This window comes from Streptococcus sp. FDAARGOS_520 (assembly GCF_003812685.1).
GTDB lineage: Bacteria > Bacillota > Bacilli > Lactobacillales > Streptococcaceae > Streptococcus > Streptococcus agalactiae.
Genome location: NZ_CP033810.1, coordinates 1,470,361 through 1,496,555, shown reverse-complemented (window position 1 = coordinate 1,496,555; position 26,195 = coordinate 1,470,361). Strand labels below are relative to the sequence as shown.

The window sequence follows — 26,195 nt, the reverse complement described above, 5'->3', positions numbered from 1 at the left end:
ACTAATCTTTTTTCTCCAACATTGCAATCATTGATTGACGAATGTGATCAGCATCTGCTTCTGATTTTGCAATCAAAAGGAGACTATTATCGTCAGCTGTCAAACTAAAAATATGTTCTTGACAATGTGACATTATGAAGGTTTTAATTAATTGACTGTTACCTGGTATGACATTAATATTGATAAATTGCTCTAAACCTAGTAGCTTATCTGATATTGATAAAATACTTGTTTTAATAGGCTTTGCCACAGCAGTTGTAAAGATAGGGTCGTTTTCATTTGACAAACCGTAAATATAGCGACCTTTTGCTGATGGCACTTTTATAATGCCAATTTCATTCATATCACGTGAAATAGTTGCTTGAGTTAGAGTTACCCCATAAGCTTCCAATCTGCGTAACAACTCATGTTGTGTTTCAACAGCATGGTTAAGAACAATTTGCTTAATTAAATTTAAACGTTCACTCTTCTTCATTTTTCTTAAATTCCTTATGTGCTTTTTCTATAACATCTTGTATTTGGTCAAGCACAAGATTTTGTGGATCTTGACACTTTTGCAAATGCATTAAAAACTCAATATTTCCATGTCCACCTTGAATGGGCGAAAAATCAAGATGTTTAACCGTATATCCATAATCTTTCGTGAAATTGGTCACTGTTGTCAAAACCTTTTCATGAACCAACTTGTCTTTGACAATACCATTTTTACCAATTTGCTCACGACCTGCTTCAAATTGTGGTTTAATTAATGCCACTACTTGTCCACCATCCACTAAAATTTCTTTTAGAGCTGGTAAAATCAAATTAAGAGAGATAAATGAGACATCTATCGATGCAAATTCAGGCAGTCCCTCCTTGAAATCTTCTTTTTGGGCATACCTAAAATTATATTGTTCCATAGAACGAACACGATGATCCTGACGTAACTTCCAAACTAATTGATTTGTTCCTACATCTACTGCGTAAACTAAACGCGCTCCTGATTGTAGCATAACATCAGTAAAACCACCCGTAGAGGCGCCAATATCTATAGTTAGCTTATCTGCAACTGAAATTTCAAAAACTTGTAAAGCTTTTTCTAATTTCAATCCACCTCTACTAACATATTTTAGTTTTTCACCTTTTAGTTTTAATTCAGTATCGTCTGCAACCTTTTCACCTGGTTTATCATAACGTTCTCCATTGATAACGTTAATCACCATTCCTGCCATAACACCACGTTTCGCTTGCTCTCGTGTATCAAAAAGTCCCTGTTTATAGGCAAGAACATCTACCCTCTCTTTAGCCATTCAACCGTAATCCCTCTATTATATCTATTATTTTTCTAGCATTAAAGTTAGCTTTTTTCTCTAGATTTGGAAAAATTGCCTGAGCTTTTTTCAAAGTATCATCAAGTATTTCCTGTGACTTATCCAAACCCAATAAATTTGGATAAGTTGTCTTTTCTGCTACAATGTCTTTATTTGGTGTCTTCCCCAATTCTTCAAAACTAGCAGTCACATCTAAAATATCATCACGTACTTGAAAAGCATGACCGATTAAAAGGCCAGCTTGATGCAGTTTTCCTTTTACTTCTTCCGACTTCTCAGCTAAAATACCTGCTGCAACAAAGGGATAAGCTAACAGGCGTCCCGTTTTATTAATATGAATCAAGCTTAAATCGTCAATAGATAAAACTTTGTTTTCTCCCTTCATATCTAACATTTGTCCACCAACCATGCCAAAACTACCCGCAGACATAGACAATAACTCTATTAACCTAACAGTAACATCAGCTTTAAAACCAGCTTTTACAACTAAATCAAATGGGTCTAAAAAAAGGGAATCTCCAGCTAAAACCGCTGTAGCTTCATCAAACTTTTTATGGTTTGTTAAGCGGCCACGACGAAAATCATCATTATCCATCGCCGGTAAATCATCATGGATTAAAGAGCCGGTGTGAATCATCTCCAAAGCAGCAGCCACATCATAATGACCATCTATTAGTTCAACTCCAAATCCCTCTAAAATTTCTAAAAGGATGCGTGGACGAATACGTTTCCCACCTCCATCAACTGAGTAGAGGATAGCCTTAATCAAATCAGGAGAAACGACACTATGTGTCTGTTTGTAATAACGATGAATAGCTTCATCAATTTTTTCAATAGTAACCATCAAGTATCCATTTCTACTTCCGTTCCGTCAGCTTGCATCACTTTTACAAGCGTCTCTTCAGCTTCTTTTAAAGTTCTTTGTAACTCTTTTGAAATAAGCATTCCTTTTTGAAATTCAGCAATGGCATCTTCTAAGGCAACATCACCTGTTTCTAAACGTGAGACAATTGTCTCTAATTCCTGTAAATTTTCTTCAAATGTTTTCTTGTCTGACATCCTTCACCTCAACTTCTAAAAGACCATCTTGCATCTTAACTTGCAAATGATCTCCTTCATTTATTCCATTAGTAGTAGATACTAAAGTATGGTTTTTTTCGATAATAGCGTAACCACGCGCTACAATTCTAGAACTATCCAATGATATAAGCGCATCTTGAGCCTTTTCAAAACGTGCTAGCTTGCTGTCATACTGACTAGTCATTGTACTTGATAATAGTCGTCTACTTTGCACAACACGCTCTTGGTAAATATGAATACGCTGTTTTAAATCTATGCCTTGCAGTTTTTGATGAAGCAAACCTTGCTTTTGTCTTACTGTTTGTAGTTTATCACGCATAGAATATGTTAACTGCTGATTTAGGTTATCTAATTTTTGAAGGAAACCATCATATAGACGCTCTGGTTGCCTAAAAATAACTGATTGCTTTGATTTTTGCAACCTCTCCTCTTTTGTCCTGATAAGACGAAGGCTAGACTGATACATTCTATTTTCACGTTCAGTAATCCAAGACAAGATATCAATTTTAGTAACCGGTGTAGCAAGCTCAGCTGCTGCAGTTGGAGTTGCTGCTCTGCGATCGGCTACAAAATCTGCTAAAGTTGTATCAGTTTCATGTCCGACACTAGAAATAACGGGAAGACGAGATTCAAAAATAGCTTCTACAACACATTCTTCATTAAATGCCCATAAGTCCTCAATAGAACCTCCCCCACGGCCAACAATTAATAGATCCAAATCCTTTTTCTCGTTAGCTAAAGCAATAGTTTGTGCTATTTCCTGAGCTGCGCCCTCTCCTTGAACTTTTGTGGGGAAAAGTAATATTTCCACTCCTGGAAATCGACGAGATACTGTTGTAATAATATCCCGAATAACGGCTCCACTTGGACTAGTCACAACTCCTATTTTTCTAACAAATTGAGGAATTAATTGCTTATGACGATCATCAAAATAACCTGCTTGAGAGAGTTTCTTCTTTAGTTGTTCAAATTGGATAGCAAGAGCTCCTATACCATCCGGTTCTGCTTTTTCAACAATAATAGAGTAGGAGCCGCTTGGTTCATAAAGTTGAACACGGCCAACTACATTAACCTTCATCCCTTCCTCTAATTCAAAACCCAATTTTTTGAAGTGACCTGACCACATTGTCGCCTGAATGACTGATTTATCATCTTTTAAAGAGAAATATTGATGGTTTGGGCGACGACGAAAATTAGACACTTGCCCAGTTAAATAAACCCTCTCTAAATAAGGGTCTTTGTCAAATTTTAATTTTAAATACTTAGTCAGTGTCGACACGGATAAATAGTCTGACATAGCACCTCCTCATGAGAGTTTTATTAACTTCATTATACCAAAAAAACTTAAAAAATACCTATTTGCTCTACAAATAGCTCGATAAAGCAAAAGAAGTGTCATGCTAACACCTCTCTACTTATTTTTTATTTAGATAGTCTAGCCATTTCTTTTGGAATCTCATCACTAATCGTTGTCGGTAGAACAACATAGGCTTCTTTAGATAATCCTTGAGCAATTGCCGAATGTAGATAAACTCCCACTGATACCTTATCTAGAGGAGAGGCTTCTTTAAATTGCGCTAACATACCTGCAATCATACCACACAAAGTATCCCCCATCCCTCCAGTCGCCTGGTAAGGACCTCCTACTATAATTTCTTTTTCGTCTAAATCTTGAAAAATACGCGTATGCGAACTCTTAGCGACTAAAATCGTCCCTTTGGGAAAAGATTTAAGAGCGGTTTGGGTATTTTCTTTTGTCTGTTGCGATACAGCGATACCTGACAATCGCTCCCATTCTTTTTGATGAGGTGTCAACACTAAATTTTTAGCCTTTGTTTGCGGAAACGCACCTTCTGATAACAGAGTCAAGGCTGATCCGTCAAGGATGACACTTTGATGTGATTGAATCTTCTCCATGGTCTGGTTCAAAATTTTTCGAGATGATTCTGATACTCCTAATCCAGGACCAATTACAATAACATCACTTTGAACAATTGATTTTTCCAACCATTTGTAATCATCACTATCAAACGCCATTACCTCTGGTAGTTGACTATGCAAAGAGGGGATATTGCAACTTTGGGTTGCTACAGTAACTAATCCTGCACCAGTTTTGACACAGGCCAAAGCTGCCATTATAATAGCACCTCCATAGGGATAAAAACCTCCTATCAGAAGAACACTACCATAATCACCTTTATGGCTTGATTTAGGGCGTGGCTTAATTAACGCCCTCGCTTCTTGTTCACCAACAATCATAGACTCACACTTCTAAGAGCTGCTTGATAAGTTTGTTCCAAAAGCATTGTAATCGTCATAGGTCCTACGCCCCCAGGAACAGGTGTTATCATACTAGCAACTTCTGCCACTTGTTCAAATACAACGTCTCCAATCAATTTACCATTTTCATCGCGATTCATACCAACATCAATCACCACAGCACCTTCTTTAACGAAGTCTTTTGTAACAAAGTGCCCCTGACCAATCGCAACAATAAGGATATCAGCCTCCTTTGTTACCTCAGAAAGGTTTCGAGTTCTTGAATGTGTCAAAGTAACTGTTGCGTTTTTATCAAGGAGAAGTTGTGCCATTGGCTTACCAACAATATTGGACCTTCCGATGATAACAGCATGTTTTCCCTCTAAATCCACATGGTACTCTCTAAACATCTCCATAATACCAGCTGGCGTACAAGGTACCATCATCGGTCGTCCTGACCAAAGATGACCCGTATTCATTGGGTGGAAACCATCAACATCTTTCTTAGGATCTATTGCTAAAATAATTTTTTTATCGTTAATATGTTGTGGTAACGGAAGTTGAACTAAAATACCATGGATACTTTTATCTTCATTGTATTGATGGATAATATCAATCAGTTCTTCTTGAGAAATGGATTCAGATAATCGTAGAGTCTCACTTTTAAAACCAGCTTCTAATGCAGAGCGTTCTTTATTTCGAACGTACACTTGGCTAGCTGGATTATCCCCAACAAGGATTACAGCTAAACCAGGTATGATACCATGCTGTTCCTTTAACCTTTCAACTTTTCGCCCTAACTCAGCCTGCATTTTTTGTGATAAGGCTTTACCATCTATTAATTCAGTCATTGATACTCCTTCTTCATCCGTTTTTTCTATATTATATCAAAAAATAGCGATTATGCTATTTTATATCGCTATTCATTTTGTATCAATTTTAATCAATAGAAAAGGCAATGAATCCCTCATCGCCTTTTTACATATGACTTATTTAGTACTATTCATTTTAGCACGACAAGCCGACTCAATTGCATTAAGTTTCGATAAACTATCTGCTTCTGTACAACCAATCGTATAAAGGTAACATTTTATCTTAGGTTCCGTCCCTGACGGCCTTAAAGCATACCATGAACCCTCATTAAAATAATATTTTAAACAATTTTGCTTTGGAAAATCCTTATAACCATCCTTGAAATCAATAGAATTCTCCAATGTCATCTCACCTACTTGTAATATTGGGTCCTGTCTAAAATCCTCCATAATACGACTAATACGTTCTTGCCCCTCAGCACCCTCTAACTCAAGAGAAAATTGGCGCTCGTTGTAATAGCCAAATTTATCGTAAATGGTTTGCAAAACGTCTAAAAGTGTTTGCCCTCGTTCTTTATAATAGGCAGTCATTTCTACTACCATCATTGAAGCACTCACAGCATCTTTATCACGTACAAAAGTGCCATAGCAAAAACCAATACTTTCTTCATAGCCAAAGAGATAAGTTTTATCCTTTGAGATATCATATTCATTAGCTTTTCCACAAATATTTTTAAATCCTGTTAAAGTTTCAACAGTTTCAATATTATATTTATCTGCAATAACTTTTGATAGATCACCAGTTACAATGGATTTTACCAATACAGGATGATGTGGCAAATTCCCTAAGGCACATCGTTGTGAAAAAATATAATAGGAAAGAAGTGCCCCTATCTTATTACCATTTAAGAAAATATATTCTCCCTTACTATCTTTGACTTCCAATGCTACTCGGTCACAATCTGGATCTGTGGCAAGTAAGATATCTGCATCAACTGACTTTCCTAGAGATTCTGAATAGGCAAATGCTTTAGGAACTTCAGGGTTTGGATAGCCAACCGTTGTAAAATCAGGATCGGACATTTCCTGCTCAGGTACCACATAAACATTTTCAAAACCACGGCGTCTTAAAACTTCGCGCACAGGTAAATTTCCTACGCCATTTAAAGGAGTATAAACTACCCGGACTGACTTATCAATATTAGTATCATTAATAGTTAAACCAAGCACTTCTTTTTTATATGCTTCTTCAATACTCTCATCGATATAACTTGCCGAACCACTTGCCAGAGCCTCTTCAAAGGGTATTTGCTTAATTTGCTGATAATCGGTTATAGCATCCATATGATTGGCAATTTGATCAGCAATATCATCTAAAATCTGAGATCCTTCTTTCCAATATGCCTTATAACCATTATAAGCTTGAGGATTATGACTAGCAGTAATCATCACACCCGAAACACATCCTAGAGCACGAATAGCATATGAGCACATTGGTGTTGGGCGAATCCCTTTATAAATATAAGACTTAATACCATTTGCTGCCATAATGGAACAAGTTAATTCTGCAAATTCCTTAGATTGATAACGGACATCATAACTAACTGCAATTCCACGTGCAATAGCTTCAGGGCCATGATCAATAATCGTATTAGCTAATGCTTGTGCTGCTTTCCCCACCATATAAGTATTCATACGATTGGTTCCTGCTCCAAGTTTACCTCTCAATCCCGCCGTTCCAAATTCTAATGTTTTGTAAAAACGATCCTGAATTTCAGATTCATCGCCTTTAATAGCTTCTAAATCTGACTTAATATCTTTACCGAGTGAGTCGTTTTCTAACCACTCTTGATAAATCTCTTTATAATTCATATGAGACATCCTATTCTAAGACCAAAATGGTAAAAATCAGCTCCATGATAAGAGATTTTAGTTCTTCAGGAGCTAACTGAATAGTATCAAATTAACCTTATAAAGTCAACTTATTTTATAAATTAACTACACTTAATATATTTAAAGCATCTAAATTTTTTTCATCACCCTATCATTCTTAGTCTACATTATATATAGACTTACCAACTTCCAAACAATACAGTAACAATTTACTCATAACAATGGAATAATAAAAGTCTAAAACAAGTTGTTTTAGACAATGAAATTATAATACTTTACTTAAGAAATCTCTTGTGCGGATTTCTTTTGTCTGCTCAAATACTTCCTTAGGGGCCCCTTGCTCAACAATAATTCCTGCATCCATAAAAATGACACGATCCGCTACTTCACGTGCAAAACCCATTTCATGAGTGACAATAACCATCGTCATACCAGATTTAGCTAAATCTTGCATAACAGTCAAGACTTCACCTACCATTTCAGGATCAAGAGCTGAAGTAGGTTCATCAAAAAGAAGGACATCAGGATTCATTGCAAGACCTCTTGCAATAGCAATTCGTTGTTGTTGTCCTCCAGATAAGCTAGCTGGATAAGTATTAGCCTTCTCTTTGAGTCCAACTTTTTCAAGTAGCTCATATGCTTTTGTCTGAGCATCAAGATTAGAAAGCCCCTTTGTCTTAATAGGTGATAAAGTAATATTTTCTAGTACAGTCATATTGGGAAATAGATTGAACTGTTGAAAAACCATGCCCATTTTTTCGCGCATTTTAAAAATATCATTCTTTTTGTCTGTTATATCAATCCCTTCAAAAGTCACTGTTCCCTTTGTTGGTACTTCCAAGAGATTCATTGTTCTTAAAAATGTTGACTTACCAGAGCCAGAAGGGCCAATAATAACCACTACTTCTCCTTGATGAATATCCAAGTCAATGCCTTTTAAAACCTCATTTTTCCCAAAACTTTTATGAAGTCCTTGTATTGAAATAATTGGCTCAACCATCTATTTTTACCCCTTTCCCAAGATATTTCTCCATTTGTTTTAACAAAGCTGAGAGAATCGTTGTCAACATTAAATAGTAAAATGCTGCAAATAATAACGGTGCAACTGGTGAGTAAGTAGCCGTTACAACTGATTGTGCTCCGTTCCATAATTCCATGACACCAATAGTTTGAAGGAGAGCACTATCTTTAATAATTGTAATAAATTCATTCCCTAGAGCAGGTAAAATATTTTTAAAAGCTTGGGGTAAGATAACATAGCGAAGTGTATTTTTAGGTCGAATCCCCAACGAGTAAGCTGCTTCTATTTGTCCAGATGGTACAGCCTCAATCCCTGCACGTACAATTTCCGAAATATAGGCACCACTATTTAAGGAAATGATAATGATACCAGGTAAAAGTCGTGTAAAATCTAAATCTAAAACACCAAAGCTAATCGTTGGTAAATTGTTAAAATGCATCCATGCGAAAGCAATCATAATTTGAACTACCATCGGTGTCCCACGAAATACCCATACATAGAAATTAGCTAATATTGTGAGAAAATGTAAATTAGTACGCTTTACTAAAGCAATTAACACACCTATAATAGTTCCAAAAAAAACAACACATGTTGAAATCATAATGGTTACCATCACACCATAATTAAAATAGGACCAATATTGTGGTAAAAATGAAAAATTCATTGACATCTCCTAAAAAAGTAATTGCCAATAGTCTATCACACAAAGAATAAAAATACAAGTTTAGATAAATATTTTTGTTTTTATTCTATTTTACTGTATATTTAGATATAAAAAAAAGACCTTCAAGGTCTTTTATAATTATCAGTATAATAAATCGTAAATTTCCATTGCGATAAGGTCAATGCTGTCAAATGAATATGATTCACGCGCTTCTACATCACGTAATGTGAAAACAGGACCGTTTTCAGGGTCATTACTAAAAGATACTTCTGCTACAACAACACCTTCACGTTCAAAATTACGTTTTAAATTACCACCATCAGTCGCCATTAATTCGAGGCGATTGATGATTCTCACTAAATGTGATTCCATCTTACTTACTCCTATATATTTTCTAGTCTTTTCTATTTTAACACAAAAGTGACCAAAGCAACATGAAAAGCAACATTTTTACTAACTTTTTAACGATTTTATCGTCTAAAATCCGCAAATAACGATTTTTCTCAGTAGTCATCTATTTTTCAATTTAGCACTCTAATATATTCAGTGCTAAAAACAGAACTTTTTTCTTGATTTCTAGGCTTTAGGTGCTATAATAAAAGCATAAAGTTTGACTATATTTGACTATATACACATCAATAGTTAAATGTCATAAGAAAGGGGTAGCCTATGCTCTGTCAAAACTGCAAACTAAACGAATCAACTATTCATTTGTATACAAATGTTAATGGAAAACAAAAGCAAGTTGATCTTTGTCAAAATTGCTACCAAATTATTAAAACTGACCCTAATAATCCACTTTTTTCAGGTTTAAATCATGTTTCACATGCGCCTGGTGGCATCAATCCTTTCTTTGATGATTTCTTTGGAGATTTAAATAATTTCAGAGCCTTTAATGGCCAAGATTTACCAAACACTCCTCCTACACAATCAGGAGGAAACCGAGGTGGAGGAAACGGTAATGGACGAAATAATAATCGCAACCAAACTGCAACTCCTTCTCAAGCCAAAGGGATTCTAGAAGAATTTGGTATCAATGTCACTGAAATAGCCCGCCATGGTGATATTGACCCTGTTATTGGACGTGACTCAGAAATTATTCGTGTTATCGAAATCCTTAATCGTCGTACAAAAAATAATCCTGTACTTATTGGCGAACCCGGCGTTGGGAAAACTGCCGTTGTTGAAGGACTTGCTCAGAAAATTGTTGATGGTAATGTGCCTCATAAACTTCAAGGCAAACAAGTTATTCGTTTGGATGTTGTGAGTCTAGTACAAGGAACGGGCATTCGTGGTCAATTTGAAGAACGCATGCAAAAGTTGATGGAAGAAATTCGTCAACGTCAAGATGTTATTCTATTCATAGATGAAATTCACGAAATAGTTGGAGCTGGTACAGCTGGCGAAGGTAGTATGGATGCAGGTAATATTTTAAAACCTGCCCTTGCACGTGGAGAATTACAACTAGTAGGTGCTACTACTCTCAATGAATATCGTATTATCGAAAAGGACGCTGCCTTAGAACGCCGTATGCAACCTGTAAAAGTCGATGAGCCTTCTGTTGAAGAAACCATTACTATTTTGAAAGGTATCCAAAAAAAATACGAAGATTATCATCATGTAAAATATAATAATGATGCCATAGAAGCAGCTGCAGTACTATCTAATCGTTATATCCAGGACCGCTTTTTACCTGATAAAGCAATAGACTTATTAGATGAAGCTGGTTCTAAAATGAACCTAACACTAAATTTTGTTGATCCAAAAGAAATTGATCAACGTCTCATTGAAGCAGAAAATTTAAAAGCGCAAGCGACTCGTGAAGAAGATTACGAACGTGCAGCTTACTTCCGTGACCAGATTGCAAAATATAAAGAAATGCAACAACAAAAGGTCGACGATCAAGATACACCTATTATTACCGAAAAAACAATTGAGCACATCATTGAAGAAAAAACGAATATCCCTGTTGGTGATTTAAAAGAAAAAGAACAATCTCAATTAATTAATCTCGCAGATGACTTGAAACAACATGTGATCGGCCAGGATGACGCTGTCGTTAAGATTGCAAAAGCTATTCGTCGTAATCGAGTTGGTCTTGGTAGCCCAAACCGTCCTATTGGTTCCTTTTTATTTGTAGGACCAACCGGCGTTGGTAAAACTGAACTTTCTAAACAACTAGCAATTGAGCTCTTTGGTTCAGCTGATAGTATGATTCGTTTTGATATGTCAGAGTACATGGAAAAGCATGCTGTTGCTAAATTAGTCGGAGCGCCTCCAGGATACGTGGGATACGAGGAAGCTGGACAATTAACTGAAAAGGTTCGTCGAAATCCTTACTCGCTCATCCTTCTAGATGAAATTGAAAAAGCTCATCCTGATGTCATGCATATGTTCTTGCAGGTCCTTGATGACGGTCGATTAACAGATGGACAAGGAAGAACTGTTAGTTTTAAAGATACCATTATCATCATGACCTCAAATGCTGGTTCTGGTAAAACTGAAGCAAGCGTTGGCTTTGGTGCCTCACGAGAAGGTAGAACGAATTCCGTACTAGGTCAACTAGGTAACTTCTTCAGCCCTGAATTTATGAACCGCTTTGACGGTATTATTGAATTCAAGGCTTTAGATAAAGAGAATCTCCTCAATATCGTTGATATTATGTTATCTGACGTTAATGCACGTCTCGCCATCAATGGTATTCATCTAGATGTCACTGATAAAGTGAAAGAAAAATTGGTTGATTTAGGTTACGATCCCAAAATGGGAGCACGTCCATTACGTCGTACCATTCAAGAACATATTGAAGATGCTATCACAGATTACTATCTTGAGAATCCAAGCGAAAAAGAACTTCGTGCTATTATGACTAGCAATGGAAATATCATAATAAAATCTTCTAAAAAAACTGAAGAAAGTACAAAAGGTTGAGTAAGAAACTCAACCTTTTTTCACACTCTTCTCAAAAAATAATAGCCTCTATAAAGCTGTTTCTCTCCTACCTCGTCTTTAAATTTTAATACAATTATTAAGGAAATATTCCAAAAATTTTAGTATAATAAATAAAAAATAATTAAAGCTTTTAAAATCATAAAACACAATCAGGAGAGAGAACTATGACTAATCCTACTTTCGGTGAAAAAATAGATAATGTAAACTATAGGTCACGATTTGGTGTCTATGCTATTATTCCAAATCCAACTCATGATAAAATTATTTTAGTACAGGCACCTAATGGTGCTTGGTTTCTTCCAGGTGGGGAAATTGAAGAAAATGAAAATCACCTAGAAGCTTTAACTCGTGAGTTAATTGAAGAATTAGGTTATTCCGCAACAATTGGCCATTACTATGGTCAAGCTGATGAATATTTTTACTCTAGACACCGTGATACTTACTACTATAATCCCGCCTATATTTATGAAGTTACTGCCTATCATAAGGATCAAGCGCCACTAGAAGATTTCAACCATCTAGCCTGGTTTCCTATCCAAGAAGCTAAAGAAAAGCTAAAACGAGGAAGCCATAGATGGGGTGTCCAAGCTTGGGAAAAAAATCACCATTCTAGGAAATAATTCATACCTTTCTTCCTAAATAGTGTTATAATAAACCTAATAAGAATCAGGGGGAAAATAGTTATGAGACTAATTAATACAACCAGTAGTCATCCTGAACTAGTTCGAAATCAACTCCAAAATACAGATGCAAAATTAGTGGAAGTCTATTCAGCTGGCAACACCGATGTCGTTTTTACAAAAGCACCTAAACATTATGAATTATTAATTTCAAACAAATATCGTGCTATCAAAGATGAAGAATTAGAAGCTATTCGTGAGTTCTTCTTAAAGCGTAAAATAGATCAATCTATTATTATTCAAGAGCAGATGAAATCACTCCATACTGCCAAGTTAATTGAAATTTCATATCCAACAACAGCATAATTAAAAGAAGCCTAATCAAGGCTTCTTTTTTGATGACTACTAAACAAATGTCTTACCAATTTCTTCCATTAAAACTGGTAAGATATTTGTCAAAATATAGCGTTAAATAATTTTTATTAAGCTTCAAAACCTTGAGCTACTGCTTCAGGATAATATTGCTCAATAATTGCTGCACTAGCATCACAAACAGCTACACCATACGAACGCATCTTTGTGGTTGGATCAATACGGCGTGAGCGTTCGCAGACTTCACCTTCAGCGTGTTCAACAGTAAATGCAACACCTTCAAATGATACTGAGTCAGCTGGTTTGTCTGCTTCATCAGCAATTGTTAATTGTGAGACAATCATCAAGAGTGCAATATCGCTATTTAACGCTGTTAATAACGTTTTCACTTCTTGACTAGCATAAATTGTTAAATGTGCTTCTAGAGATTTACCAATAACTTTAGCGTTACGTGCTTCTTCGAGAGCTTTTTGAGCTTGTGTTCGTAACGTCATGAATGCTGACCACTCTTCAAGAATTTCTTCTTGACCAGAGAATGTCTGTGCAACAGGCATTTCTGCTAATTGAACAAACTCCTCCTCCTCATGTTCGAGGTATGACCAAATTTCTTCAGCAGTATGTGGTAGAATCGGAGTCAAAAGTTTTGTAAGTTTAACTAAAATATCATAGAAAACAGTTTGCATACGACGTCGTTCTGGACTGTTAGCCGCTTCAATGTAAACCACATCTTTTGCAAAATCAAGGTAAAATGCTGATAGATCAACTGTTACGAAGTTAACGACAGCTTTATAAATTGCCATAAAATCATAAGCAGCATAAGCTTTGTTGATTGTATCCACAACTTGATTAAATTTAATAGTCATATAACGATCAACGGCACCTAAATTTTCATAGGCTACTGCATCTTGTTTAGGATTAAAATCGGAAGTATTTGCAATCAAGAAACGCAATGTATTCCTGATCTTACGATAAGTTTCTGATGTTTGTTTTAAGATATCCATTGAAATACGAACATCATTACTTGAGTCAACAGAAGTTACCCACAGACGCAAGATTTCCGCACCAAATTGTTTTTCAACATCACTAGGAAGAATTGTATTTCCTAGAGATTTAGACATTTTCTCACCTTTACCATCAAGTACAAAACCTTGAGATAAGACTGCTTTGTATGGAGCGTGACCATTAACAGCAACTGATGTAATTAGTGATGAGTTGAACCAACCACGGTATTGATCAGAACCTTCAAGATAAAGATCTGCTGGATAGGAAAGGTTTTCACGAGCATTCATTACCCCATTCCATGATGAACCAGAATCAAACCAAACATCCATGATGTCTGTTTCTTTCTCAAAGAGACCATTAGGTGAACCTGGATGAGTATAACCTGCTGGTAGAAGGTCCTTAGCATCACGTTGCCACCAAACGATTGAGCCGTATTCAGCAAATAAATCTGCAACGTGATCAGTCACTTCTTTTGTCATGATAGCTGTACCATCTTCTGCATAAAAAATTGGAAGTGGAACACCCCAAGCACGTTGACGTGAGATTACCCAGTCGCCACGGTCACGGATCATGTTATAAAGACGTTTTTTACCCCACTCAGGTTGGAAATTTGTCTTTTCAATTTCATCGAGGATTTCTTGACGGAATTTCGAAACAGAGGCAAACCATTGTGGAACCGCACGCCAAATGATTGGCTTTTTCGTACGCCAGTCAAATGGATATGAGTGGTTGATAACTTCGCTGGCTAAAAGAAGATCTCCCAATTTTTCTTTTACAAGTGGTGTTACTTTGTCATAGAATTGACCTTCAAAATCAGGACCAGCATTTTCCATCATCAAACCACGACTATCTACGGTAACTACAACATCAAGTCCATTAGCAATACCAACGTTATAGTCATCTTCACCAAAACCAGGAGCCGTGTGGACAATACCTGTACCAGAATCTGTTGTAACATGGTCTCCAAGGATAACCAACTCTTCTACTTCTGTATCCCATGGATGTTCTGTAACAATGTGATTAAGTTCTTTACCAGTGTGATGAGTCACAATTTCAAAGTTTTCCCAGCCAAACTTAGCAGCGAGACTATCTACAAGAACCTCTGCAAGAAGGTATTTACGCTCACTACCTACTGGTACAACTACAACATACTCCATATCTGGTCCTACTGTTAAACCGCGTGAAGCTGTTACAGTAAATGGTGTTGTCGTCCAAACGACGATATAGGTATCTGTATCAAGAATTCCCTTACCATCTTTAACTTTATTGGCATAGTAGAGTGATGTCGAATCAATATCATGATATTCGATTTCAGCCTCAGCAAGGGCAGACTCTGATGACCATGACCAATACACTGGTTTAGCACCACGATAGATATATCCTTTATCTGCCATAGCACCGAAAACACGTACTTGATCTGCTTCATAATCTGGTGTTAGTGTAATATAAGGATTTTCCCAATCGGCAGAAACGCCCAGACGTTTAAAATCATCACGTTGTTTGTCAACTTGGCTGAGAGCATAATCACGACACATTTCAAGGTATTCAGCCAAGTCCATTTCTTTACGTTTAACCCCTTTTTTAGCTAATACTTGCTCAATTGGGAGTCCATGAGTATCCCAACCAGGCACATAAGGAGCTCGAAAACCTGACATTGATTTTGAACGTACAATAATGTCTTTCGAAATTTTATTTAGTGCATGTCCTACATGAATATTCCCATTAGCATAGGGAGGTCCGTCATGAAGGTGAAAGGCTGGTTTTCCTTCATTCAATGCTTGACGTTTTTTATAAATGTCAGCTTGATCCCATGCTTCTTGCCATTGAGGTTCCTTATTTGGAAGCCCTGCACGCATTGGAAAAGCTGTTTGTCCTAAATTCAAGGTTTCTTTTAATTTCATACTAACTCCTTATCTTATAGTAATAGTTATCACAATTTTTTAAATTGCTAAATAAAAAAGCTTTCATCACATAAAGGACGAAAGCTCGTGGTACCACCTTAATTCAGAGCAGAAAATAGCTATTTCTTACTCCCTCAACAACCCGTAAGGTGGGTTAAGCCTTCTACCTTACTTAAATAATAGTTCAGGTAGAATGATTGAAAATGATAATTTCAATATTAGGGATTGTAGGGCTCTCACCATCTCCTACTCGCTGATAATATAATATTAAAACCTTGTTTTTCTTAATCTTCAATATTTAATTTAAAAGTTTGAGTTTCACCTAAATTGATCGGTTCTTCCATTTGGAAATTATTAGTATCTAATAAACCTGACTCTTCAAGTTGTTTGTTACTTTCTTCAACACGACGCTGTAATTCTTCCATTTCATCTGGTGAGAATTGACGAGTAGCATCAAATGACTCAGTGTCATCCACCACTGGTAAAGCATCATCTTCATCAAGAACTTTTTCAACAACTTCTTTGAAAGAAGCATCAGAATTTTGAAGATAAATAGCTGTTGGTTTCAACAATTCTTCCCAAGCAGATGAGTTAGCTAATTTTAGCTGCCCTTCTAACTCAGAAAGCAAACGTTGGTGGAAAACACGTGATTGACGTTTCAAATCTTCTGTTTCTATAGCAACACGCTTAGCATCATCTGTCGCATCTCGAAGGATTTGATTTGCTTTTAATTTAGCCTCATCAATTAAATGTTGAGCATCAAATGTAGCTTTCCCCATTAGGTTAGATGCTTCATCCTGTGCTGAAATTTTCACACGCTCAGCAGTTTCTTGAGCTAAAATAACTGATTGACTTAACGATTCCTTCATTTCGTTGAAGTAAGCGATTTTCTCTTCTAAATCTTTAATGTATTGCTCTTGCTCACGATTACGTCTAATCAAGTCCTCGTAATCGTCAACAACAATCTCTAAAAATTCATTAACTTCTTCTTCGCTATAACCGCGAAATTTTGATGAAAATGTTTTATCTTTAATTTCAAGTGCTGTAAGTGGCATGTTTTCTCCTTAGTTATGTATCATTTTGTCTACTTCTAACTTATATTTTTGATTTTTAGTTAACCCTAGGTTATGGTTCAACGTAAATCGACCATATCCTCTAACACTAATCAAATCCCCCTCTACTAATTGTTCAGAAACTCGATTGACGGTTGCATAATTGACCTTGACTTTATCTGCCTCAATCAATTTCGTCGACTGTGTTCGTGAAATCTTTAAAATCGTTGCTAAAATTTTATCAAGACGTAAACTGGAAGCAATAACAGTTAGTTTTTGAATATCTTGTTTGGGAGTTAGAAGTTTGGACAAGGGAACTTCAGCTAATTGTACACTAGCAGTTCCAATTTTTGTAACTGAATGAACAAGGTGATTTGTCATTTGACTATCGACCAAAACCTGAGCACAGCCTTCTTCAACTAGGATATCCCCTAAAATTGATCGTTTTACACCTAAGTAATTCAGTAAAGTTCCCATAATTTTAGCATGGGTAAGGTGATTAAATTTAGCATTATACTTTATTTCAATTAGGCTAAGGTTAAAATCAGCCATATCTAACTGATAGTATTCCGGTGCTATTATTACTTTAACATATTCTGTTTGAAAATACTGACCAGAAGTGTAATAATGACTACCTCGCCTCTCTAGAACACTTTCGAGTATTTTAAATTCCCTAGGATTTAGAAATTCAGTGGTAATAAACGAATAGGTGTTTTCGACATATTGAGCTAAATGGTCTATTTTATGGATAAACGCATACTCTTCTGGTCGAAAATGCTGATAAATATCATCTAACGTCATCTTATGTAAAAAGCAAGATTAAAAATCTACTCAACATATTTAGTAAAAAGAATGCTACTATTACTGTAAAATCTAGACCTAAAAATTGTAGATTAAATCTTCTGAGTGGGCGAATAATCGGATCAACAATCTGTACCACTAGTCTACCAATCCATGAATCGTATGCTCCTGGAAACCAAGATAACAAGGCATAGGCTAGTAAGATATAAGAATAGACCCTAATTGTTTTTAATAATATTAATAGTACTAATATCATATTTATCGTCTCTTCATATCAAAATCAAAACTCGTCTCTTGACCAGTCTTTGGAATATTCATCTCCTCAATATCAACCATAACATTGGCTGGTGTTAATAGAAACATTGAACTCCCAACCTTTTGTAATGAACCATATAATACTCTACTTGCACCATCAATATAATCCAAGCAACGTCGTGCTTGCGCATCAAGCATATATTGAAAATCAATCAAGACACATTCATTAACGATAAGTAAATCAACAATTTCTTGTGCATCCTCATACTTACGGGGATACTTCAGAGCAATTGTTACTTGTTCTCTCTGTTGTCGAACTGAGTCTTTATTTTGAACCCTAGGAGTAGCTTGCTGATAAGCATTGTCTCTCTGTACCCTTTGTCTCTCCTGACGATTAGGATCATAGGTATAAGTTCTCGGACGACTACCAATCATCTCTTCCTCTGCGGAGTTAGTCATATGACTACGCTGAGAAGCTTCCTGTGCTGTAGCTGCTCTGGAATCTCTTTGCACTGAAGTTCTCTCTTGTACTTCGTGTACTTCATTTTCACTTACATCGTCAGTGTCAAAATAAGAAATAATTTTGTCAAATCTATCTTTTAATGCCATATTCCCCTCCATTATTTAAAGAATGAAGTTCCTATCCTTACAAATGTTGATCCATTTTGAATAGCAATATCATAATCTCTACTCATGCCCATGCTTAATTCTGTAAACGGCATTCGTTCTATGTTCCTAGCTTGAAGCCTTTTCCTAAGACTCTCAGTCTCTTCAAAAATTGATGATATTTCCTCTTTAGTTGCTTTTAAGGGAGCCATAGTCATGATGCCGATAAGTTCAATTTTATCGTACCGAGAAATTAAGTTCAGTGCATCATCTATTTGCTCAATAGTAAAACCATGCTTACTGTCTTCTCGTGATATATTAACTTGTAGAAAACATTTAATTGGTTTTTGAGCACGTTTTTGAATCTCAGCTGCTAACTTAACAGAATCTAAAGCATGAAAATAATCAACATAATTAATGACATCTTTAACTTTTCGACGTTGTAAACTACCAATGAGATGCCATGTAAGCTTTTCATCTTTTAATGCTTGATATTTTTCAAGAAATTTATCAACACGATTTTCACCGATATGATTAACACCTGTTCTAATAAGCGCTTCTGTTGTTTGACAGTTAACATATTTTGTTACAGCTACGATATGAACTGATTCATGAGCGCGACCTGCTTTTAGTGCTAATTTACTAACATTGTCAAAAATCGCTGTTTTATTTTCTTGTAAATTCATCATTTTAATTAACGGTTTTTAAAGAATGGAGGTGTTTCAAGTTCATCATCCATATCATCATTTTCTGAAAACGTTGACATAGACAACTTGCTATCAAGTTCACCTTCTGTCGGACGTGAAATATTATCACGACGAAGGTCCCAATTACCAAAAGCAGAACTTTGTTGCTGATTTTGTGCATGAGGCTGATTTTGTTGAGTTGGCATTTCGCGAGACTCTGTCATATCAAAGTTGCCACGACGATCAAAGTTTGAATTTGAAGTACTTTGACGTTCTGAAGGTGCTTGATTAGTTGGAGCTGATGTTGTAAAACCAGATACTTGATTAGTTTTATCTTTACGTACACCTGTTGCAACAACTGTTACGCGGATTTCGTCTTTCATATCCATGTCAATTGAAGTACCTAACCAAATATTGACACCTTTACCTGCTGCTTGGCTAACAATCTCTGATGCTTCCTCTGCTTCAGTAAGTGTCATATCCATACCGCCGGTAACATTGACAATAACGTCTTCTGCTCCATCAATCGTTGTTTCAAGAAGTGGTGAATAAATTGCTTTTCGAGCAGCTTCAGTAATACGTTCCTCACCAGAACCGATACCAATTCCCATCAGTGCATTACCTTTATTTGCCATAACTGTTTTAACATCTGCAAAGTCAAGGTTAATTAAACCTGGGTTAGTAATCAAATCCGTAATACCTTGAACACCTTGACGTAAAACATTATCTGCTTCACTAAGAGCTTCAAGCAATGGTGTCTTCTTATCTACAATTTCAAGAAGATTATTATTTGAAATGATAAGCAGTGTATCAACTTGTTCTCTTAATTCTTGAATACCTTCGATAGCGAAGTTAGAACGTTTATTACCCTCAAAGCCAAAAGGACGTGTGATGACCGCTACTGTAAGTGCTCCTAAACTCTTTGCAATACGTGCAATAACTGGAGCCGCACCTGTACCAGATCCGCCCCCCATACCTGCTGTGATAAATACCATATCAGCGCCAGTAAGTGCTTCTGTTAAAACTTCTTCACTTTCTTCAGCTGCTTTACGACCAACTTCAGGTTGTCCTCCTGCACCAAGTCCGCGAGTTAATTTTGGACCAAGTTGAATGACAGTTTCAGCTTTTGAGCTACTTAAGGCTTGAATATCAGTATTTGCTGCAATAAACTCAACGCCAGCGACACCTTCGTCAATCATGCGGTTAATAGCGTTACCGCCACCGCCTCCAACACCAATAACTTTAATAACTGCACCTTGTACTGATGCTGTATCAAATGAAAATACCATTTTTATTCCTCACTTATTGTTTTAGTCAAACATACTTCCAAAAATTCCTCTGATGCGCTCACCAATATTAGCTTTAGGCTCAGTAGGCTCTTGAGCGTTTTCTCTTGCTCGGATTGGTTCTAAATTAGAATCTTCCATAGAAGAGGTTAACGGCTCAGAATAAGGCATTGTCGACATTGTATTTGTTTTTTCTTTATAATCAAAGTCGACTGGTTTATGTCTTAGCATTTCGTCGCCAGTTACAGCATGTTGTGCGATAATGTCAACTTCTGACATCATTCCTACATAATCAACGATACTAATAACATTAGCAAACATTGGATTGCGAATACCTACTTGGTTTGGAACGTGCAATTTAACTCTAGTTCCAAAAATTTGTTGAGCAACCTCGACAACTCCTGGCATAATTGCACCACCTCCAACAAGAATAATACCACCAGGTAAATCAAGTAAACGACCTCTACCCAAGTCTTGTTTGACATGTTCTAAAATTTGACGAATACGTCCTGAAATAATTTGCGAAAGATAGCTTTCTGTAATTTCAACAGGTTCCTCGTTACCAACAACATTAACTTGAACTGTATCAGAAGTACTTGCTTCTTCAACATTAGCTTGTCCAAAGTTGAATTTCAATGCTTCGGCGATTTCTACTGTTGTACGTAGCACTTTAGAAATATCTTTGGTAACATAATCGCTACCTTCAGAATAAATATTAGTATATTGCAATTCTTGATTACGCATAGAAGCGACTGTTGTTTGTCCGCCTCCCATATCAATCACAGTTGCACCAAACTCACGTTCACCTTCGTTTAGAACTGATTTTGCTAAGGCTAGAGGGGCGATCACAACATGCTCTACTTTTATACCTGCTCGTTCAACAGTTTTACGAAGATTATGAAGGATAGTTGTTGGTCCAGTATAGATAAGACCACGCATCTCAAGGCGAATCCCCATCATCCCTCTAGGGTCTCTAATCCCTTGGAAACCATCTACAATGAATTCAAGCGGAATCAATGAAATAACTTCTCTTTCAGGAGTAATGCTTTTAGTCAATGCTGATTTAACAACACTTTCGACATCTTCATCCTTAATTTCTTTTGATTCATTAGGAACAGGAATCATTCCTTGAGTTGGTTCAATTTGGAGAAGATTTGCTGGTAATCCAACATTGATTTTGTCAATGGTGATGCCTGCTTTCTCCTCAGCTTGTTTTACCGCCTCTTTGATTGCAGTTGCTGCTGCCTCAATATCAATAATTATACCATCTTTTACACCGGAACTAGGGACGTTGCTAACCCCAATTACATTCATTTCATTTGCAATAAATTCTGCAACTAAAACTTTAATCGAGCTTGTTCCTATATCCAAACCAGTAAAAAAGCCATTTCTAGCCATTCACTCGACCTCGCTATCTTTCCATTCTTTTCTATTCTACATCTGCCAAAAACAGAATTATTCAGAAAATATTATACCATAAAAAAAGCAGAATTGTTACCAAATTACGTTTTTTTATTAAGCAACATCAAATTGAAATATTTCTAACTTATTTAAACCATTCGGAACTTATAACAAACTTAAATTTTTTTCAAGAAATCAATTTTTACTAGCAATCTATGACTGACTTGATATATATAAAAAAGACTGATAAATCCAGTCTTTTTTATTGCTAATTAACATTTTGAGGGTTAGGTGCCTGCTCTGTTGCTATCTGTTGTCCTTGTTGATTAGTATTTGAGTTATTTGTTTGTCCTTGACTATTTTCCGCAACCTGACCATTTTGTGTTTGTGTTTTATCAGTTGATTTATTTTTTGTATCTTCTGCTTTAACAGGGGTTGATTCAATGGTATTTGTTGTTGTGTAAACTCCCACTTCCATATCAACAATAGAAGGTTCCTTAAGGTTCTTCTTAATTTGTTTGTAAAAAGGAAGTCTTTCTTTAAATTTAGATAATGGTATTCTAATACTATTTCCATCGTGCATATCTAACAGCAGGAGGTCAGGTGTCGTTTTAGAATCAGCTAAACTTATCACCTGAATCTCACTTATTAAATCAGGGTCTAAAGCCTTTAAATCTTTAATTAATAGCTTAATACTATCTTCCTTATCAAGGTTAATTGTTAAGAAGTGCTTTGGTAGCTCTGAACTATTTACAGGATCAGCCTTTTTTCCAGTTTCCAAGACAGGTTGATATCCTTGCTTTGTATGTGCATATGCAATAATCTTATTTTCTTGAACTTGAATATGAAACTTATTGGGAAATTGATAAGTCATCTGAGCTGTTTTTACCCATACATCTTCTGCAGCTAAACGTTGTTCAATAGCTTTATGTTTAAAAATTAAAGAAAAGAAATAATCGTTTTTTTGAATATTCGTTTTCTCTATCAAAATATCATCAGGTGTATGCTGATTTCCACTAACTGTTATTGTTTTTTGCTTACTAAAAGGAGTTAGTAGGAAAACGGAAACTAAAATGACTAGGAATGCTACTACAAATATAGGTGCAGTTCTAATGCGATTAGTTTTGGCTAAGCTGTTGACTATTTTTTCTTTTTTCTGTTTCTTTTCAATCTTAGGTCTTGAAATCTTTGGAAAATGAAGCTTCTTAATTTTAGTAGTATTTTGAGGTTCTTCAGGAGAAGAAATATTTAATTTACTTCTTTTATCTAAGCGTAATTTTTCGTTAATACGTTTTTGTTCTTCTTCATCTTCTTTGCGTTTTTTTAAAAATTCAAGGTTACGCTTTTGCCATTCCGTTAAGACAACTTCTTCTTTTTCTGGGGTATCTGATTTCTTCTTAGGCATGTTTTATCCTTTTGTTACTTTTGCCATATCATCAATTAATAATTGATAAAATTCATCTTGAGATTTTATTTCAGATGATTGTGACATGTTTTTTTCGTAACTCTCACTGTTAGAAATTAATAAATTTATCTGTTTCTCAAGTGTATTTATGTTTAATTCAGATTCTGGTAACTGCAATGCGTAGCCCTTTTCTTCAAAATAAGCAGCATTCTCTAATTGGTCACCTCGGCTCGCTTCACGTCCAAGAGGGATAATAAGATGAAGTTTTTTCATAGCTACTAATTCAAAAATAGTATTAGAGCCACCTCGTGTAACAACCACATCTGCTAAATTCATTAAAGGCTGATAAAGGTCTGTAACATAATCCACGCGATAAAGGTTCTTCTTCAATCGATTGAGAGAAGAATCGCCTGAAATATTGATAACATTATATTTTTCTTCCAGCTCAGGTGTTTGAGTAATAAAATCATTGAATACTTTTGCACCTGCTGATCCTCCAATAAATAGTAAGGTCTTTAGGTTTGGATCGAAGGCTTCTTTTATACTAGTTAAGTCAGTATTTTCAAACGACTTTTTACAATCCATGACTTTTGTTACAGCACCAATATGCTTAGTTTTGATTAAATCTTTAGATTGTTCAAAAGTCGTATACATAATAGTCGCAAATTTATAAGCAATCTTATTTGCTAACCCCATTGATAAATCTGATTCATGAACAAAAACAGGAACTTTTAATAGGCGTGCAGCTACTACAGGAGGTACTGAAACAAATCCCCCTTTTGAAAATAAGGCTTGGGGTCTAAGTTTAGCAATAATAGCAATCGATTGAAGAACGCCAACCCCTACTTTAAAGACATCTAACATATTTTGCCATGAAAAATAGCGACGTAGTTTCCCAGTAGCTATAGAGTGAAATGTGATATCAAGTCCAGACTGATTAATTTGTTCATGTTCTATGCCATTTTTATCACCAATATAATGTACTTCCCAACCATCTTTGATAAATTTGGGGATTAATATTAGGTTTAGTGTTACATGACCTACCGTACCACCACCTGTAAAAACAATTTTTTTCCCCATAGTTACTCTCCTCTAAGACTTTCGAAAGTATCAATGAATTCATCACCACGGACTTCGAAATTCTTATACATGTCCCATGATGCATTTGCAGGACTTAGCAAGATAACATCGCCCTGTTGTGCCACCTCATAAGCTTTATGTACCGCATCTCTAACATCTAAAGCATCGCTATAAGTTACTCCTGCTTTTTGTGCAGCACGTTTTACTCGAGATGCCGATTCCCCTAAAACAACCATATGTTTAAGTCCAGTGATATCTGGTATCAATTCATCAAACTCATTACCGCGATCAAGACCTCCTGCAATTAGGATAACTTTAGTATTATCAAAGCCAGATAATGCTTTTTGAGTTGCCAATATATTAGTTGACTTGCTGTCGTTATAGAAACTAATACCATGAACCTTACCGAGTGATTGCAAGCGGTGTTTAACACCTCCAAAATTGCTTAAAGTTTCTCTAATAACTTGATTACTGATACCAGCCAGTTTAGCAACCGCAATAGTTGCTAGAGCATTCTCTACGTTATGGCTTCCTGGGACACCAATGTCATCTACTGACATAATATTCTCCCCTTTATAGAAAAGTTGCTTGTCTTGTACGTAAGCACCATCAACTTTTTCCGTAGTAGAGAAAGGAACGATTGTTGCTTTAGTAGTTTTAGCTAACTCTTTAGAAATACCTTGATTAAAATTAAGTACCAAAAAATCAGATGAAGACATTTGATTTTGGATATTCCATTTTGCAGCAACATAATCTTCAAAAGACCCATGATAATCTAAATGAGTTGGCATTAAATTAGTAATTACTGCAATATGAGGACGAAATTCCTTAACTCCCATTAGCTGAAAACTTGATAATTCCATAACTAGAGTATCTTTATCATTCGCAGCCTGAACAACTTCACTAGCAGGAAAGCCGATATTCCCAGCTAACAAACCTCTCTGACCTCCAGCATTTAAGACTTCTGCAATCATCGTTGTCGTTGTCGTTTTCCCGTTAGAGCCTGTAATACCTATTAGCTGAGATTCTGAAACTAAGTATGCTAATTCCACTTCAGTCAAAACAGGGATTTGTTTTTCTAATGCTTTTTTGACCATAGGATTGTTATAAGGTATTCCTGGATTTTTAATCATGTAACAAAAATCCTCATCTAACAATTCTAAAGGATGACTACCACAAACCACTTTAATACCCTCTTCCAACAAAGACTGTGCTGTTGGATTTTCATCAAATGGTTTGCCATCATTAACTGTCACTATTGCTCCTAACTTAGCTAACAAACGTGCAGCAGCTTCTCCAGATCGTGCTAAACCAAGGACTAAAACTTTTTTATTTTCAAATGTTGTTATTGTTTTCATTACTCGTCCCATTCTATCATTATTATCCCTATTATTTTACCTTTAATCAGTGGCTTTTTCAAGGTAAAGGATATGTCTCTAATTTCTCAAAACAAAAGAACTTAGGAGACAAAATCCTAAGTTCATAAGCTATTTCTTCTTTTCTGACAAATTCAATGTTTCTTTAAATGCTGTATATCCTAGAGGAATCATTATAAGCCCAATATACAATTCACCTGGCAATTGAAGGATTTTAATAAAACTCATAACTGCCAAGACAAGTAATAAGGCTACCAAACCTACTAAACCAATAGCGTTCAAAGTATTACGTACTGTTTTTGGTGCCATAAAAAAGTAATACAAGGCAATCAAAAGGGCAACAATTAAGTAAAACATAGAA

26 protein-coding genes and 1 pseudogene are annotated in these 26,195 nt (G+C 35.9%); 3 read left to right on the top strand and 24 right to left on the bottom strand.

All coding sequences use genetic code 11. The features are described 5' to 3' along the window. Position 1: 1 nt before the first annotated feature. The 11 genes from EGX96_RS08010 to EGX96_RS07960 form a co-directional block, all read right to left on the bottom strand. On the bottom strand, positions 2–475 hold the full coding sequence (locus EGX96_RS08010; protein WP_000747940.1) for an arginine repressor: 474 nt from the start codon (positions 473–475) through the stop codon (positions 2–4). Further along, positions 462–1,289, bottom strand: a complete 828-nt coding sequence (locus EGX96_RS08005) for a TlyA family rRNA (cytidine-2'-O)-methyltransferase (RefSeq protein WP_001041040.1) — start codon at positions 1,287–1,289, stop codon at positions 462–464. Before EGX96_RS08005 ends, EGX96_RS08010 begins: the two co-directional genes overlap by 14 nt. Next, entirely contained in the window at positions 1,282–2,154 is an 873-nt protein-coding gene (locus EGX96_RS08000; protein ID WP_123957836.1) for a polyprenyl synthetase family protein, read from the bottom strand. Before EGX96_RS08000 ends, EGX96_RS08005 begins: the two co-directional genes overlap by 8 nt. Beyond that, a complete protein-coding gene (locus EGX96_RS07995; RefSeq protein ID WP_001280900.1) occupies positions 2,154–2,369 on the bottom strand; it encodes an exodeoxyribonuclease VII small subunit in 216 nt (71 codons plus the stop codon). The genes EGX96_RS08000 and EGX96_RS07995 overlap by 1 nt, the downstream gene beginning before the upstream one ends. Further along, on the bottom strand, positions 2,347–3,687 hold the full coding sequence (gene xseA / locus EGX96_RS07990; protein ID WP_001286939.1) for an exodeoxyribonuclease VII large subunit: 1,341 nt from the start codon (positions 3,685–3,687) through the stop codon (positions 2,347–2,349). Before xseA ends, EGX96_RS07995 begins: the two co-directional genes overlap by 23 nt. Before the next feature lie 125 nt (positions 3,688–3,812). After that, positions 3,813–4,649 (bottom strand): NAD(P)H-hydrate dehydratase, encoded by an 837-nt coding sequence (locus EGX96_RS07985; protein ID WP_000634981.1) that lies wholly within the window; start codon positions 4,647–4,649, stop codon positions 3,813–3,815. Next, positions 4,646–5,500, bottom strand: coding sequence for a bifunctional methylenetetrahydrofolate dehydrogenase/methenyltetrahydrofolate cyclohydrolase (locus EGX96_RS07980; RefSeq protein ID WP_000137498.1), 855 nt, complete (start codon positions 5,498–5,500; stop codon positions 4,646–4,648). The genes EGX96_RS07985 and EGX96_RS07980 overlap by 4 nt, the downstream gene beginning before the upstream one ends. Before the next feature lie 138 nt (positions 5,501–5,638). Beyond that, on the bottom strand, positions 5,639–7,333 hold the full coding sequence (locus tag EGX96_RS07975) for a phospho-sugar mutase (RefSeq protein WP_001106846.1): 1,695 nt from the start codon (positions 7,331–7,333) through the stop codon (positions 5,639–5,641). A gap of 286 nt (positions 7,334–7,619) precedes the next feature. Continuing rightward, a complete protein-coding gene (locus EGX96_RS07970) occupies positions 7,620–8,354 on the bottom strand; it encodes an amino acid ABC transporter ATP-binding protein (protein WP_000230134.1) in 735 nt (244 codons plus the stop codon). Then, the gene (locus EGX96_RS07965) at positions 8,347–9,039 is read right to left on the bottom strand and encodes an amino acid ABC transporter permease (protein ID WP_001011647.1); all 693 of its coding nucleotides are present in this window, start codon (positions 9,037–9,039) and stop codon (positions 8,347–8,349) included. Before EGX96_RS07965 ends, EGX96_RS07970 begins: the two co-directional genes overlap by 8 nt. Positions 9,040–9,180: 141 nt before the next feature. Further along, the gene (locus tag EGX96_RS07960) at positions 9,181–9,411 is read right to left on the bottom strand and encodes a DUF1797 family protein (RefSeq protein ID WP_000443582.1); all 231 of its coding nucleotides are present in this window, start codon (positions 9,409–9,411) and stop codon (positions 9,181–9,183) included. Between the two features lie 297 nt (positions 9,412–9,708). On the opposite strand from EGX96_RS07960, the gene EGX96_RS07950 reads away from it, so the two are divergent. The 3 genes from EGX96_RS07950 (at position 9,709) to EGX96_RS07940 (ending at position 12,977) form a co-directional block, all read left to right on the top strand. Beyond that, positions 9,709–11,970 (top strand): ATP-dependent Clp protease ATP-binding subunit, encoded by a 2,262-nt coding sequence (locus tag EGX96_RS07950; RefSeq protein ID WP_000882549.1) that lies wholly within the window; start codon positions 9,709–9,711, stop codon positions 11,968–11,970. 185 nt (positions 11,971–12,155) lie between these two features. Beyond that, positions 12,156–12,611 (top strand): NUDIX hydrolase, encoded by a 456-nt coding sequence (locus EGX96_RS07945; RefSeq protein ID WP_000184292.1) that lies wholly within the window; start codon positions 12,156–12,158, stop codon positions 12,609–12,611. 63 nt (positions 12,612–12,674) lie between these two features. Continuing rightward, complete coding sequence (locus EGX96_RS07940; RefSeq protein ID WP_001237035.1) at positions 12,675–12,977, top strand: DUF1827 family protein; 303 nt, start codon at positions 12,675–12,677, stop codon at positions 12,975–12,977. A 116-nt stretch (positions 12,978–13,093) separates the two neighbouring features. Here EGX96_RS07940 and ileS read toward each other — a convergent pair whose 3' ends face one another. From ileS to EGX96_RS07880, 13 genes and pseudogenes are all read right to left on the bottom strand, one after another. Further along, positions 13,094–15,886, bottom strand: coding sequence for an isoleucine--tRNA ligase (gene ileS / locus EGX96_RS07935; protein ID WP_000768163.1), 2,793 nt, complete (start codon positions 15,884–15,886; stop codon positions 13,094–13,096). 284 nt (positions 15,887–16,170) lie between these two features. Continuing rightward, a complete protein-coding gene (locus EGX96_RS07930) occupies positions 16,171–16,941 on the bottom strand; it encodes a DivIVA domain-containing protein (protein ID WP_001131467.1) in 771 nt (256 codons plus the stop codon). Between the two features lie 9 nt (positions 16,942–16,950). Then, a complete protein-coding gene (locus tag EGX96_RS07925; protein WP_000171105.1) occupies positions 16,951–17,739 on the bottom strand; it encodes a YlmH family RNA-binding protein in 789 nt (262 codons plus the stop codon). 1 nt (position 17,740) lies between these two features. Then, positions 17,741–17,995, bottom strand: coding sequence for a YggT family protein (locus EGX96_RS07920; protein WP_000604717.1), 255 nt, complete (start codon positions 17,993–17,995; stop codon positions 17,741–17,743). A 2-nt stretch (positions 17,996–17,997) separates the two neighbouring features. Beyond that, positions 17,998–18,603, bottom strand: coding sequence for a cell division protein SepF (locus tag EGX96_RS07915; RefSeq protein ID WP_001185366.1), 606 nt, complete (start codon positions 18,601–18,603; stop codon positions 17,998–18,000). Between the two features lie 11 nt (positions 18,604–18,614). Then, positions 18,615–19,289: a YggS family pyridoxal phosphate-dependent enzyme gene (locus EGX96_RS07910; RefSeq protein WP_000981485.1), complete on the bottom strand. Its 675-nt coding sequence runs from the start codon at positions 19,287–19,289 to the stop codon at positions 18,615–18,617. 5 nt (positions 19,290–19,294) lie between these two features. Continuing rightward, positions 19,295–20,575: a cell division protein FtsZ gene (ftsZ, locus tag EGX96_RS07905; RefSeq protein ID WP_000232007.1), complete on the bottom strand. Its 1,281-nt coding sequence runs from the start codon at positions 20,573–20,575 to the stop codon at positions 19,295–19,297. Positions 20,576–20,596: 21 nt separating this feature from the next. Beyond that, positions 20,597–20,803 (bottom strand): cell division protein FtsA C-terminal domain-containing protein, encoded by a 207-nt coding sequence (locus EGX96_RS11325; protein ID WP_370443801.1) that lies wholly within the window; start codon positions 20,801–20,803, stop codon positions 20,597–20,599. Continuing rightward, positions 20,777–21,970: pseudogene (gene ftsA, locus EGX96_RS07900) on the bottom strand (cell division protein FtsA); the annotation flags it as partial. The pseudogene ftsA and the gene EGX96_RS11325, both read right to left, overlap by 27 nt. 271 nt (positions 21,971–22,241) lie before the next feature. Next, positions 22,242–23,378, bottom strand: a complete 1,137-nt coding sequence (locus tag EGX96_RS07895) for a cell division protein FtsQ/DivIB (protein WP_001124859.1) — start codon at positions 23,376–23,378, stop codon at positions 22,242–22,244. Positions 23,379–23,381: 3 nt separating this feature from the next. Then, the gene (locus EGX96_RS07890) at positions 23,382–24,458 is read right to left on the bottom strand and encodes a UDP-N-acetylglucosamine--N-acetylmuramyl-(pentapeptide) pyrophosphoryl-undecaprenol N-acetylglucosamine transferase (RefSeq protein ID WP_000516700.1); all 1,077 of its coding nucleotides are present in this window, start codon (positions 24,456–24,458) and stop codon (positions 23,382–23,384) included. A gap of 2 nt (positions 24,459–24,460) precedes the next feature. Next, the gene (gene murD / locus EGX96_RS07885) at positions 24,461–25,816 is read right to left on the bottom strand and encodes a UDP-N-acetylmuramoyl-L-alanine--D-glutamate ligase (RefSeq protein WP_000849681.1); all 1,356 of its coding nucleotides are present in this window, start codon (positions 25,814–25,816) and stop codon (positions 24,461–24,463) included. Between the two features lie 129 nt (positions 25,817–25,945). Then, the gene (locus EGX96_RS07880) at positions 25,946–26,191 is read right to left on the bottom strand and encodes a DUF3165 family protein (RefSeq protein ID WP_000499533.1); all 246 of its coding nucleotides are present in this window, start codon (positions 26,189–26,191) and stop codon (positions 25,946–25,948) included. Positions 26,192–26,195 lie beyond the last annotated feature (4 nt).